An 11,877-nucleotide genomic window follows, 5' to 3' on the forward strand; every position below is an offset into this window, starting at 1 on the left:
GATTGCGTTGTGCGAGTTGCGTACTGCCGTACCACAAAGCACTATCGTCACTCATGCGTTTGTTACCCCTCACCGCCACCGCAGCACTGCTGCTAACACTGGGCACCAGCACCGCCGCGGCCCAGGTGACCCCCTCCGACACCCCGCGCCAAGCAGTCGCCCGCACCTACCTCGACGCCCTGGTCTCCCACGACGCCAGCGCGGTCCCGTTCGCCCCCCACGCCACCCGCGTGGAGATGGGCCTGCAAACCGGCTTCTCCGGCCCCCAACTCAGCCACGAACTCAACACCAGCGTGTTCAACCTGACCATCCAGAACATTCGCGACCTCACCATGACCGAAGCCGGCGACACCGTGACCACCCACTACTTCCTCGAAGCGGGCCTGGCGGGCGTGCGCATGGCCACCGTGGAGATCACCGAGAAGTTCGTGGTCCCCGACGGCACCATCCACTACATCGAAGCCACCCTCACCCCGGTAGCAGGCTGATCACCGTCACCGGGTGGGAGCAGCTCGGCATGCCGAAACCTGTTGTCCCGCGAACATATTGAACACTTCGCGGTCGCGAGGGCGGCGGCGCGGAACCTGTGGTGGACTTGCTGTCATGAGAACCCGCGCAGCCCTCGCGGCCGCCTTTGTCTGCGCCAGCCCGCTGGCCGCCTGCTCCGACGAACCGTCTCCCACGACCCCGGCAGCGCCCCCGATCTCCTCGATCAGCACCGAGTCGCTGGACCCCGCCGCCCGCCGCTACCTCGACGCCGTAGCCAACCGCGACGCCGACGCACTCGCCGCCGCCTTCGCCCCCGACGCCGTGGTCATCGACGTCTCCCGGCAGATCCGCGGCCGCGACGCGATCCGCACCTGGGCCGCCGCGGAGGTCATCGGCGGCATCTACACCCTGCTGGGCAACACCCCCCGCCCCGGCGGCACCACCATGCTCGTGCGCTTCCAGCCCGGCGGCACCGGCGGATTCAACGCCAACTACAGCTTCGACATCGCCGACAACCTGATCACCCGAGCCGACCTGCAGTACGCCTGACCATGTGACCCAGATCACTGTTGAGGTTGACTCGAGGTCAAGGTGCACGCTCATGTCATGACTTCGAACAAGACCAACTCCCATGCCGCACAGGCCAACCCGGACTTCCAGCGAATCATCGACGAGATCGTCGACACCGGTTTCGTCGGAATCCAACTGCGCGTCACCGACGAACACCGCGAATGGGCCGGCACCGCAGGCCTGTCCGCCTTGGGCGAGACCGCCCCACCGCCCAGCAACGGCCGAATCCGCATCGGCAGCAACACCAAAACCTTCGTGGCCACCGCGGTCCTGCAGCTCGTGGCCGAAGGCCAGATCGCGCTGGACACCCCCGCCGCGCACTACCTGCCGCACCTGGCCATCGACCCGCGAATCACCGTGCGCATGCTGCTGCAGCACACCAGCGGAATCTTCAACTTCACCGGCGAAGTGCTCGAGGACGGCACGATCGTGCCCGGCGTCGTGGCCTGGAGCGGCAAGGACTGGGTCGACAACCGCCTCCGCGGCCGCGACGTACTAGACCTGGTCCGACAGGCTCTGGCCCTGCCCGCCCGGTTCGAACCCGGTACCGACTGGAGTTACTCCAACACCAACTACGCGATCGCCAGGCTGCTGATCGAAGCGGTCACCGGGGACCCGCTGGCGCAGGTGATGCAGCGACAGATCCTGGAACCCCTCGGCCTGACCGACACGCTGGTTCCCGAGAACTCGACCGAACTCGGCGGCCCGCACGCCCACGCCTACTACCGCTACGACGACGCAGGCAAACAGCGCACCGTCGACGTCACCGTCTCCGACCCCTCCTGGATCTCCAGCGGCGGCGACATGATCTCCACCAGCAAAGACCTCCACACCTTCATCCGCGCGCTGGTCACCGGCAAGCTGCTGCCCGCCCCGCTGCTGGCGGACATGCTCACCCCCGAATCCAAGGTCGGCTACGGCCTGGGCGTGATCGTGCAGCACACCCGCAGCGGCACCGTCATCACCCACAACGGCGGCCACGGCGGCCACGCCGCGCTGATGTACAGCACCGCCGACGGCAGCAAGACCATGACCGCCGCGCTGAACTACGTCGACGACGCCGACCTGACACTGTCCGAGCCGTTTCAACAGGCGACCCAACGACTCATCGAGGAGGTTTTCGGCGGCCCCGCCGCTTGACCTACACCCGTTATCAAGGTCAACTTTGAGAGTGCAGAGCAACGGCGTCACGATCGGTCAGGCCGCGGTGTTCGCCGGTGTCACGATCAAGACCGTGCGGCACTACGAGAAGAACGGTCTGCTCACCGAACCGGCCCGCGACAGCTCCGGCTACCGCCGATACGGATCCGCCGAGCTGTTGCGGCTGGTGCAGGTGCGAACCCTGGCCGCGGCCGGGGTTCCGCTGGCCGAGATCGGCGCCCTGCTCGACGCCGACGCGGCCACGTTCGCCACCGAACTGGCCGACGTCGAACGGCGCCTGTCCGACCACATCGACGAGCTGATCGCCCGCCGCGACACCCTGCACCGCCTCGCTGACGGCGACCGCACCCTGCTGCCCGACCGCGCGGTGGCGCTGCTGGCCCGACTGCCCGGACTCGGGTTCGCCCCCGCCGACGTGGCCGCGGCCAGGGAAGGGTGGGTGCTGGCCAAAGCCCTGGTCCCCGAAGGCTTCGACGACTACGTCGCCAACGTCGAAAACGCTCTCGACGACCCCGAGTTCATCGCCCTGCACCACCGCGCCGCCGAAGCCGCGACCCTGGCCCCACACGACCCGCGCGTGGACGAGATCGCCACCGCCGTAGCCGACCACTACCTGGCCAACCCCGCCCACCTGGAAATCGTGACCGGCCTACAGGCCCGCACCGAAGCCGCGACACGCTACAAACTGATCCGACACCACGGCGAAGAGCCCGAATCCACCCCGGCCCGCATGGCGGCGCTGGTGGAAGCCAAGCTACGCGCTGCGGGCGTGCGAATCCCAGGAACCAACTCCCGCTGATCAGATCTGATGCACCCACGCCACGAAAAACAACGCACCCACCGCGGCCAGCACCACCGCGACCGGGATCGCCCACCACGATCGATGCCCACCCAGCACGGTGCGGGTCAACCGCAGTTGCAACCGCCCCAACGCCGCGATGACGCCGACGAATACCGGCGCGATCACCACCGCGAGCCCGGCGTGCACCGCCCACGCACCCACCAATGTCGGCCCGCCCCACGAGGTCTCGTAATCACCGGAGGTGACCAGGGGATAGGCCAGCCCGCGTACCAACGCCAGCACGCTGAGCATCACCAGAAACCACCCCAGCAACCCCACACCCCCCGACAGCACCGAGTGGATCACACAGCGCACCAACGAAACACGGTGCCCGCCAACAGGTTCGCGCAAAAGCCGCCGCGGCACCCGCAGTCGAGTGCGCACCCGCGTGAACGCCAGTGGCAACCCCAGCAGCTCGTATCCTGCTGTGCGTGCCACCGCGCCGATCACCGCAGCGACCCGGCCGCCGCGAGGTCGTCGAACAACAACTGGTCCACCGGCGGCACCAGATCCCGGTCCCCGAACCCGAACCACGCCAGCGCCTCGATCTCACTGCTGGCCGTGAGCACACCCCGGTAGTCGGCGGTGTAACACGCCATCCGAACAATGGTGTCGTGCCCGTCGGCGACCGCGGCCTCATAGGTGCCCACGTGCGCCGCGCTCTCGGGGGCCAGTTCCACGGTCAGTTCCTCGGCGACCTCCCGCACCAGCGTCTGCAAGTCGGTCTCAGCGCCTTCACGTTTGCCACCCGGAATGAAGAACACGTCCTTGCCGCGCGGGCGAGCGCACAGGATGCGACCGTTCTCGATCAGCACCCAGGCCACGGTATCGACAAGCGGCCGTTCCGTAGATTCCACCACGGCCCGCAGCCTAACCGTTCGCCGGTCCGCTCGCGCATGCTGCCCGCACCCGCCGATCAGTGACCGGGCAGCACGCACACCGTATCCAGCCCGAGCACCCGATTCAGCCGCCCGAACGCCAACCACGACCCGATGCTCATACTCAGCTCCACCACCTCGGCCTGCGTGAACTGCGCGAGCATCCTGTTCCAGAACTGTTCGTCGAGACCGTGATGGTCGGTGGCATACCGTTCGGCGTACTCGGCGGCCAACCGGGTCCGATCATCGAACAGTTCAGTAGTGCGCCACTGCGAGACCGCGTCGGCGAACTCCGCCTCGACCTTGCGCCCGTCGCGTTCGGTGCGCCAGTCCTGACAGAACAGACACCCGTTGACCTGCGCGATCCGCAACCTGGCCGCTTCGAATTCCCGCAGCCCCAGCGTGGAGTGCTCGTACACCGACAGCGAGAACGCTGCCGCCGCAACCCCGATCCCGGGCACCATCTCACCCCACACGTAACCGATCGGGTCCTTGCCTTCGGGAATGTCGATGATCATCGTGCTGCCTTTCCGAGTTTGCCCACCGCGGCCCGCAGCGGCACATCCAACGCGTCATACAGACCCGGTTGCGCGTCGACCAACCAGTCGATCGCGTTCACCAATCTGCCCACCGCCGTGGCATTCCCACCCGCCGCGCGATTGCCACCCTCATCGCTGGCCTCGACACTGACCTCGATCCGCGGGGACCCTTCGATGATCACCCGATGCGCACCGTCCCCCTCCGGGGGTGTCGGCCAATCCGGTGCGCAACTGGGATGAATCCGGGTGACATGCTCGATCACGATGCGCGCCTGCCCCTCGACGATCCCTTGCACCTCGAACCGCACCGCCCCCTGCGTGCCCGCCTCGAACGCGCCCATCCGCGTAGTCTGCACCGTCGCATCCAGCGCCCGCCGATCCACGGTCTCCACGATCTCGTCGAGTTCGACCCCCAACGCCCGCGCCATCAACCGAATCTGCCCACCCCACACCATCGTCGGTACCGTCGCCATCAACATCGGCGGCTGATATTCCATCGGCTGACCCATCCCGACCAGGTAGCGCACCGAGTCGGGTTGGTCGTAGGTGGAGTAGTCGAAGATCTCCTGACACCGCACCACCTCGACCGTGCCGGCCAACCCGCTGATCAACAGCGGCAACACATCATTTCCCCACCCGGGATCCACCCCGGACACGAACAGCGAACCACCCCCGGCGGCAATGGCTTCCAACACCGGCTCCCGCATCTGCGCCGGTGCACTGCGCGGGTCGTACAGCGCGTACAGCGCCGGGGTCACAACAACAGCCCCCGCCCGGATCGCCCGCACGATGTCGGCGAGCGCGTCGTCGGGCCGAATATCGCCGGACGCCGCGTACACCACCGCCCGCGGACCGGTGGCGAGTAGCGCGTCGATGTCATCGCTGGCCGGCACTCCCAACTCGGTGTCAAGACCAGCGAGCATGCCCGCGTCACGGCCGACCTTGTCGGGGTTGTGCACCAGCACCCCCGTGAGAACCAGCGCCGGATGAGCGGCCACGGCACGAATAGCCGCGCGACCGACATTCCCGGTGCCCCAAACGATCGTGGGGATCATCGAGCCACCGTAGCAAGCGCTTGGTCAGGCGCGAGGACTATCCGGATTCTCGGCGCACAGTCAGCCCCCGCGCGCCGATCGCCTCGGCCAACCGTTCCACCGCCGCGGTCAACTCCCGTTTCGGGAACTTCCCTTTCTCGAACATCGACACCACCACCTCGTCATCGACCCGCTCCCACGTCCCCGCGATCCGCCCGTCGACCAACACCAGCGGCGAGATCCAGCCCGCGGTCCTGCTCACTTTCGCGCGATGTTCGGACCGCAGCATCGCGGTGTCGCCGGTGCCAGGACCCAGCACGTACTGGTCGAACGGCCCGAGCAGATGGATCGCGCCATCCAGCGTCGCCGCAGCGAGCTCGTCGACGAACTCGCTGCCGATCCACCCGGTCCTGCCCTCGACATCGACCTCGGTCACCGCGTCACCCATGGCAGCAAACCACCCACGCACCACCGGTTTTCGCACACTGTTGCGAGTGAGCCACGCGTCGAACGCCTCCGGAGTAGCCGGACCGTACGCACCCAGATACGCGGAGATCACCGCCGGTGCGGCCTCGTCGGGGTCCGGCACCCCCGACCACCCCGGAACCTGATCAGCAGGCGAGGCGAACGTGACCTTGGTGCCACGAGCAGGCCCGTGACACAGCGCCCCCTGCCACGCCAACGGTTTGAGCACCGCACCCCACCCCGACCGCAACTGCTCACCCAAATGATCGAACCCCGGTTCAGCCAGCACAGCCTCGACCAGCTCATCCCGCGTCAGCACCCGATCAGCGAGCACACCCGACACCACCTCGACCAACGCCGCCACCTGCTCCGGCGTCGCCCCGAAAACCTTCTGCCACGACGGTTTCTCCCACGTGCGCGCCGACCCGATCAGCGACAACGCCGCGGCCGCGAGCTGCGGCACCATCGCGTGCAAGGTGCCGCGCATCGCCCACGTCTTCACCAGCCCGCCCGCCTCCAACCCCTGCGCCACCCCTGACGGGCGCGGATCGGAACTGCGCACCGCGACAGCCATTTCCGCCGCCGACGCCACCTGCGCCTGCACTCCCACCAACCGGCCCACGATGTCGCCGACCGAACCCCCGCCCGGTTCCGTCACGAACTGACGGCCCAGCCGCCACGCGAACACCTGATCCCACCCGACACTCACCATGTCTGACCCCTTGTCGCCGACCCCCTGGACATCTCCATCAGATCAGAACCCACTGACAAGTTCGGTCAGCTCGCCTCAGTCCGTCGAACAGCGACCTGCCGCAACGCCGCACGCAGGCCCGCGAATTCGTCGTCGCTGATCCGGTCGACGAAATGGTTGAGCACCAGATCGGCCCGCCCGCCCACATGCAGCGCTTCGTGCATCAGCCGCGCACTGTGTTCCTCGCGGGTGATCGTGGGCCAGTACCGGTACGCGCGGCCTTCGCGTTCCCTGGCCAGCCAACCTTTGCGGTGCAGGTTGTCCATGGTCGACATGACCGTGGTGTAGGCGATCTCGCGTTCGACGGTCAGTTCGTCGAACAGTTCGCGCACCGTGGTCGCATCGACGTCCCGATCCCACAGCCGGTCCATCAGCACCGCCTCGAGATCCCCGAAACCACGCACTCGCCGATCGCTCCTCACACCTTGCCCGAACCGGTTTCACAGTACCGGCCGGTCCGCGGTGAGGAACTCGTTGTCCGGGCAAGACAATGGCAAGGAGGGAAAACCACTCCTTGCCACCTCTAATTTATAGCGCACCCCGGGCCTTGCGGCAAGGCCCCGGTGCTGGTGCACAATCGTGCGGCAAGCCCGCAACCTGCGGAAACTTGGTCGAAGGGGAGAACTTTGATGATCGACGTGATCGTGGCAGGCGGCGGACCGACCGGCATGATGTTGGCCGCGGAACTGCGACTGCACGGTGTGCAAGCAGTCGTGTTGGAGCGCGATATCGAGCCGACCAAGGTCGTGCGCTCGCTCGGATTGCACGCGCGCAGTATCGAAATCATGGACCAGCGCGGCCTGCTCGACCGGTTCCTCGCCCTCGGCCAGACGTACCCGGTCGGCGGATTCGCCGGCATCCCCGCACCGGTGCCCGAGCACCTCGACACCGCCCACCCGTACATCCTCGGCATCCCCCAACCGCTCACCGACCAGATTCTCACCGACCACGCCACCGAACTCGGCGCCGACATCCGCCGCGGCACCGAAGTGGTCGGCGTGAGCCAGGACGACCACGCGGTCACCGTCGACCTCGCCGACGGCACCCACCTGCGCGCCCGCTACCTCGTCGGGTGCGACGGCGGCCGCAGCACTGTCCGCACACTCCTCGACGTCGCCTTCCCGGGCGAACCCAGCCAGGCCGACACCCTGCTGGGCGAGATGGAACTGACCGCGTCACCGGAAACCCTGACCGAGGTGATGACCGAAGTCCGCAAAACCCAACTACGATTCGGCGCGATGCCCCTGGGCGACGGCCTCTACCGCGTGCTCACCCCCGCCGCCGAAGTCGCCGAAAACCGCATCACCCCACCCACTTTCGACGAATTCACCCAACAACTTATCGCCACCGCAGGCACCGACTTCGGCGCACATTCCCCCCGCTGGCTGTCCCGCTTCGGCGACGGCACCCGCCAAGCCGACCAATACCGCGTCGGCCGAGTCTTCCTCGCAGGCGACGCCGCCCACATCCACCCACCCGCCGGCGGCCAAGGCCTCAACCTCGGCATCCAAGACGCCGTCAACCTCGGCTGGAAACTAGCCGCCACCATCAACGGCTGGGCACCCCCCAACCTCCTGGACACCTACCACGCCGAACGCCACCCCGTCGGCGCCGAAGTCCTCGACCTCACCCGCGCCCTGATGCACCTGATGTCCCTGGACCCCGGAGCCCGAGCAGTCCGCACCCTGATGACCCACCTGATGACCTTCGACGACGTGAACCGCTACCTGACCGAACGAATGACCGCCATCGGCATCCGCTACGACTTCGGCGAAGGCGACCCGCTCCTGGGCCGCCGCCTCCGCGACATCGCACTGAAACAAGGCCGCCTCTACGACCGCATGCGCCAAGGCCGAGGTCTACTCCTCGACCGAACCGGCCACCTCTCGCTAGACGGCTGGACAGACCGCATCGACCACATCACCGACACCACCGAAGAACTCGACGCCCCCGCGGTCCTCCTTCGACCCGACGGGCACGTTGTCTGGGTCGGGCACGACCAACAGGACCTACTAGCCCACCTGCCCCGATGGTTCGGCCGGCAGGCGATCGACGAACCGTAACCTGTCAGACCCCGATGCGAACATATGTTCGTGTCCGACTCCGCCGCCCCACGCCACCCGCGCATCCAGTCCCGCGCGCACGCCTCGATCCTGCATGCCGACCTGGACTCCTTCTACGCCTCGGTCGAGCAGCGCGATCAGCCGTGGTTGCGCGGCAAACCGGTGATCGTGGGCGGCGGGGTGGTGTTGGCGGCCAGTTATGAGGCCAAAGCGTTCGGGATCCGCACCCCGATGAACGCGGGCCAGGCACTGCGCCTGTGCCCGCACGCGATCTCCGTCCCGCCGCGAATGGCCGCCTACGCCGAGGCGAGCAAGGCGGTGTTCGCGGTGTTCCACGACACCACCCCGATCGTGGAGGGCATCTCGATCGACGAGGCGTTCCTGGATGTGAGCGGGTTACGCCGGATCAGCGGCGAACCGATCGAGATCGCCCAACGGTTACGCGCACAGGTCGCCGATGAAGTCGGCCTGCCTATCTCCGTGGGCATCGCCCGCAACAAGTTCCTGGCCAAGGTCGCCTCCGCCGTCGCCAAACCCGACGGATTACGCCTGGTCGAACCCGACAAAGAACTCGACTTCCTGCACCCCCTACCGGTCGAACGATTATGGGGCGTCGGCAAAGTCACCTCCGCCACCCTGCACGCCAACGGCATCACCCGCGTGGGCCAACTCGCCGAACTGGGCGAACCGCACCTGCGCGCCATCCTCGGCCCCGCCGCCGCCCGCCACCTGTTCGCCCTGTCCTGGGCCCGCGACCCCCGCCGCGTGGAAACCGGCACCCGCCGCCGCTCGATCGGCGCCCAACGCGCCCTGGGCAGCCGCCCCCGCGACCCCGACGAAATCGCCGCCTACCTCGACGGCCTCACCGACCGCCTGGGTCGACGCCTGCGCGCCGCCGACCGCGTGTGCCGAACAGTGGTGCTGCGCTTACGTTTCCACGACTTCACCCGAGCCACCCGCTCCCACACCCTGGTCGAAGCCACCGATTCCTCCGACGCGATCCGCCAGGCCGCCCGACTCCTACTGCACACCGCCCAACCCCTGATCACCGAACGCGGCATCACCCTGATCGGCCTGTCGCTGACCAACCTCGACGACGCCGACACCATGCAACTGACCCTGCCCCTGCAACACCGAGCCGACAACACCCTCGACGCCACCCTCGACGACCTACGCCGCCGCTTCGGCTCCACCGCCGTCACCCGAGCCGCCCTGTTACGCAGCGGCGAAGGCATTTCCGTCCCGCTGCTACCCGACTGACCCGCGCCCCCGAATTCGCGCGAAAGCATAGAGTGCGGCATCCTGACACCAGGGGGTCCCGGCGACAGCTACCCCCGCCACCAACCCCCGAAGAGGACAACCGCGATGCCTTACGCCGTCATCGGCTTCCTGACCCTTGCACTCTGGGTCTACTGCCTGGTCGACATCGTCACCAGCCCCGACACCGGCATCCGCCACCTCCCCAAAATGGGCTGGATCATCGTGGTAGTCCTACTCCCCACCATCGGCGCCCTACTCTGGCTGTTCGCAGGCCGACCCGTCACCGACCCCCGCCCCGCCTCCACCACCCGCTTCACCGAATACGATCGCCCCGGCCGCCAAGTAGCCACCAACCCCGACGACGACGAAGCGTTCCTGCGAGGCCTACGCGACCGCGCCGAACAACAACGCCGCGAAGCCCGCCGCCAAAAAGAACAACGCGACCAAGACCCAGCCTGATCACCTACGCACGCTGGTCGTGACCACCCCAGGATCCGACTCCGTGCTGGCCAGCTACGACGGACACGGCACAGCCACCGAAGACAAATCCGTCGATCACAAGTAGTCCCCCTGGCACGGCCTGCGTCGGAGAGCTTGCGCCGCAGGCCAACTGCCGAATCCGGCGAACCCGCCCCGCCGACCCACACCCGGACGTACGATCCCACCGTGGCCGAATCCCATGGTTCCACCCCGCTGCGTGTGCTGGTCTACAGCAACGATGCCGACACCCGCCAACAGGTCATGCTGGCGTTAGGACGTAGGCCGCGAGCCGATCTCCCCGAGCTCGATTTCTTCGAAGTCGCCACCGCACCGGTGGTCATCGAACAGATGGACGCGGGCGGCATCGACCTGGCGATCCTGGACGGCGAATCCGCGCCGACAGGTGGCCTCGGGATCGCCAAGCAGCTCAAGGACGAGATCGACCAGTGCCCGCCCGTGGTCGTGATCACCGGTCGCCCCGACGACGCGTGGCTGGCCAACTGGTCGCGCGCCGAGGCCGCGGTCTCGCATCCCATCGACGCCATGCAGCTGACCAACGCGGTCGCCGGCGTCCTACTCGCTCGCTGACCGCACCCCGCCGGGCATCGTCCCGAACCATCGGATAGTCGCCGCACCACCGGTTTGTCTATTACCACTGGTAACGCCAGTGGTTCCTGCCCGCGTGCCCGAAACCGATTACCCCCGTATCGCTCATGAATCGCGGTACCGATATCGATCAAACCCCCTCCCCGAAACGTGCGGCGGACTCACAAAACGGCGGTAGTCTGTGCTCTAGCTCACACGAGCACGGGCTCTTGTATAACGCTCCGCCATCGCTGCACAGCCTTGCGCGGGCCCCCGTTCGGCGGACAACGTTGTCGGCCCCGTCTCGCCGAAAGCTGCCGTCCGCGGCCGGGCACCATGCCTTGGCCTGCTCCAGCGAGGAGGGGAAGCAGTCGTGAATATCGAGGTGCCCGCACTCGTACTCGGCGCCATCGCCGGTGCGTTCGCGGTGTTCTCCGTCATCATGGCGTCGCTGATCGGCCCGAAACGCTACAACCGGGCCAAACTCGAACCCTATGAATGCGGCATCGAGCCGACCCCGCACGCCATCGCAGGCGGCCCGGGAAACACTGGGGGACAGCGCTTTCCGGTGAAGTACTACCTCACCGCCATGCTGTTCATCATCTTCGACATCGAGATCGTGTTCCTGTACCCCTGGGCCGTGCATTTCGACACGCTCGGGCTGTTCGGTCTCGCCGCGATGGCGCTGTTCATCGTCAACGTATCTGTCGCCTACGCCTACGAGTGGCGTCGCGGCGGCCTCAGCTGGGAATGAGTGGGAA

Annotated in this window: 15 protein-coding genes; 9 read left to right on the top strand and 6 right to left on the bottom strand. The window is 67.3% G+C overall.

The window, feature by feature from the left end:
- Nucleotides 1-53 precede the first annotated feature (53 nt).
- The 4 genes from ACFWU5_RS07480 (at nucleotide 54) to ACFWU5_RS07495 (ending at nucleotide 3,019) form a co-directional block, all read left to right on the top strand.
- Complete coding sequence (locus tag ACFWU5_RS07480; protein WP_379242608.1) at nucleotides 54-488, top strand: hypothetical protein; 435 nt, start codon at nucleotides 54-56, stop codon at nucleotides 486-488.
- A gap of 115 nt (nucleotides 489-603) precedes the next feature.
- Nucleotides 604-1,038, top strand: a complete 435-nt coding sequence (locus ACFWU5_RS07485) for a nuclear transport factor 2 family protein (protein ID WP_379266474.1) — start codon at nucleotides 604-606, stop codon at nucleotides 1,036-1,038.
- A 57-nt stretch (nucleotides 1,039-1,095) separates the two neighbouring features.
- Nucleotides 1,096-2,199 carry a serine hydrolase domain-containing protein gene (locus ACFWU5_RS07490; RefSeq protein WP_379266475.1) on the top strand — a complete coding sequence of 368 codons (1,104 nt, stop codon included), beginning with the start codon at nucleotides 1,096-1,098 and terminating at the stop codon, nucleotides 2,197-2,199.
- Between the two features lie 31 nt (nucleotides 2,200-2,230).
- Nucleotides 2,231-3,019 (top strand): MerR family DNA-binding transcriptional regulator, encoded by a 789-nt coding sequence (locus ACFWU5_RS07495; protein WP_379243300.1) that lies wholly within the window; start codon nucleotides 2,231-2,233, stop codon nucleotides 3,017-3,019.
- Here ACFWU5_RS07495 and ACFWU5_RS07500 read toward each other — a convergent pair whose 3' ends face one another.
- From ACFWU5_RS07500 to ACFWU5_RS07525, 6 genes are all read right to left on the bottom strand, one after another.
- Nucleotides 3,020-3,499 carry a hypothetical protein gene (locus ACFWU5_RS07500; RefSeq protein WP_379266476.1) on the bottom strand — a complete coding sequence of 160 codons (480 nt, stop codon included), beginning with the start codon at nucleotides 3,497-3,499 and terminating at the stop codon, nucleotides 3,020-3,022.
- Nucleotides 3,500-3,507: 8 nt separating this feature from the next.
- Nucleotides 3,508-3,921 carry an NUDIX domain-containing protein gene (locus ACFWU5_RS07505; protein ID WP_379266477.1) on the bottom strand — a complete coding sequence of 138 codons (414 nt, stop codon included), beginning with the start codon at nucleotides 3,919-3,921 and terminating at the stop codon, nucleotides 3,508-3,510.
- Nucleotides 3,922-3,977: 56 nt separating this feature from the next.
- On the bottom strand, nucleotides 3,978-4,457 hold the full coding sequence (locus ACFWU5_RS07510; RefSeq protein ID WP_379266478.1) for a carboxymuconolactone decarboxylase family protein: 480 nt from the start codon (nucleotides 4,455-4,457) through the stop codon (nucleotides 3,978-3,980).
- The gene (locus tag ACFWU5_RS07515; protein WP_379266479.1) at nucleotides 4,454-5,533 is read right to left on the bottom strand and encodes a dihydrodipicolinate reductase; all 1,080 of its coding nucleotides are present in this window, start codon (nucleotides 5,531-5,533) and stop codon (nucleotides 4,454-4,456) included. Before ACFWU5_RS07515 ends, ACFWU5_RS07510 begins: the two co-directional genes overlap by 4 nt.
- 37 nt (nucleotides 5,534-5,570) lie before the next feature.
- Nucleotides 5,571-6,689: a winged helix DNA-binding domain-containing protein gene (locus ACFWU5_RS07520; RefSeq protein ID WP_379266480.1), complete on the bottom strand. Its 1,119-nt coding sequence runs from the start codon at nucleotides 6,687-6,689 to the stop codon at nucleotides 5,571-5,573.
- A gap of 65 nt (nucleotides 6,690-6,754) precedes the next feature.
- Nucleotides 6,755-7,132 (bottom strand): BlaI/MecI/CopY family transcriptional regulator, encoded by a 378-nt coding sequence (locus ACFWU5_RS07525; protein ID WP_379266481.1) that lies wholly within the window; start codon nucleotides 7,130-7,132, stop codon nucleotides 6,755-6,757.
- Between the two features lie 225 nt (nucleotides 7,133-7,357).
- Between ACFWU5_RS07525 and rox the strand changes: the two genes are divergently transcribed.
- The 5 genes from rox to ACFWU5_RS07550 all read left to right on the top strand — a co-directional run bounded on the left by rox (nucleotide 7,358) and on the right by ACFWU5_RS07550 (nucleotide 11,870).
- Nucleotides 7,358-8,791 (top strand): rifampin monooxygenase, encoded by a 1,434-nt coding sequence (gene rox, locus ACFWU5_RS07530; RefSeq protein WP_379266482.1) that lies wholly within the window; start codon nucleotides 7,358-7,360, stop codon nucleotides 8,789-8,791.
- Between the two features lie 24 nt (nucleotides 8,792-8,815).
- The gene (dinB, locus tag ACFWU5_RS07535; RefSeq protein ID WP_379266483.1) at nucleotides 8,816-10,051 is read left to right on the top strand and encodes a DNA polymerase IV; all 1,236 of its coding nucleotides are present in this window, start codon (nucleotides 8,816-8,818) and stop codon (nucleotides 10,049-10,051) included.
- 105 nt (nucleotides 10,052-10,156) lie between these two features.
- Nucleotides 10,157-10,510: a PLD nuclease N-terminal domain-containing protein gene (locus ACFWU5_RS07540; RefSeq protein ID WP_379242584.1), complete on the top strand. Its 354-nt coding sequence runs from the start codon at nucleotides 10,157-10,159 to the stop codon at nucleotides 10,508-10,510.
- Nucleotides 10,511-10,792: 282 nt separating this feature from the next.
- Nucleotides 10,793-11,119 carry a hypothetical protein gene (locus ACFWU5_RS07545; protein WP_379243298.1) on the top strand — a complete coding sequence of 109 codons (327 nt, stop codon included), beginning with the start codon at nucleotides 10,793-10,795 and terminating at the stop codon, nucleotides 11,117-11,119.
- A gap of 370 nt (nucleotides 11,120-11,489) precedes the next feature.
- A complete protein-coding gene (locus tag ACFWU5_RS07550; protein WP_379242580.1) occupies nucleotides 11,490-11,870 on the top strand; it encodes an NADH-quinone oxidoreductase subunit A in 381 nt (126 codons plus the stop codon).
- Nucleotides 11,871-11,877 lie beyond the last annotated feature (7 nt).

Origin of the sequence: Nocardia sp. NPDC058640, assembly GCF_042716995.1 — a bacterium.
Classification (GTDB): Bacteria; Actinomycetota; Actinomycetes; order Mycobacteriales; family Mycobacteriaceae; genus Nocardia.

Coding starts and splice junctions, on each gene's coding strand:
- ACFWU5_RS07515 (WP_379266479.1), bottom strand. CDS start 5,533: ATGATCCCCACGATCGTTTGGGGCACCGGGAATGTCGGTCGCGCGGCT.
- rox (WP_379266482.1), top strand. CDS start 7,358: ATGATCGACGTGATCGTGGCAGGCGGCGGACCGACCGGCATGATGTTG.
- ACFWU5_RS07540 (WP_379242584.1), top strand. CDS start 10,157: ATGCCTTACGCCGTCATCGGCTTCCTGACCCTTGCACTCTGGGTCTAC.
- ACFWU5_RS07545 (WP_379243298.1), top strand. CDS start 10,793: ATGCTGGCGTTAGGACGTAGGCCGCGAGCCGATCTCCCCGAGCTCGAT.
- ACFWU5_RS07480 (WP_379242608.1), top strand. CDS start 54: ATGCGTTTGTTACCCCTCACCGCCACCGCAGCACTGCTGCTAACACTG.
- ACFWU5_RS07485 (WP_379266474.1), top strand. CDS start 604: ATGAGAACCCGCGCAGCCCTCGCGGCCGCCTTTGTCTGCGCCAGCCCG.
- ACFWU5_RS07510 (WP_379266478.1), bottom strand. CDS start 4,457: ATGATCATCGACATTCCCGAAGGCAAGGACCCGATCGGTTACGTGTGG.
- ACFWU5_RS07490 (WP_379266475.1), top strand. CDS start 1,096: ATGACTTCGAACAAGACCAACTCCCATGCCGCACAGGCCAACCCGGAC.
- dinB (WP_379266483.1), top strand. CDS start 8,816: ATGTTCGTGTCCGACTCCGCCGCCCCACGCCACCCGCGCATCCAGTCC.
- ACFWU5_RS07520 (WP_379266480.1), bottom strand. CDS start 6,689: ATGGTGAGTGTCGGGTGGGATCAGGTGTTCGCGTGGCGGCTGGGCCGT.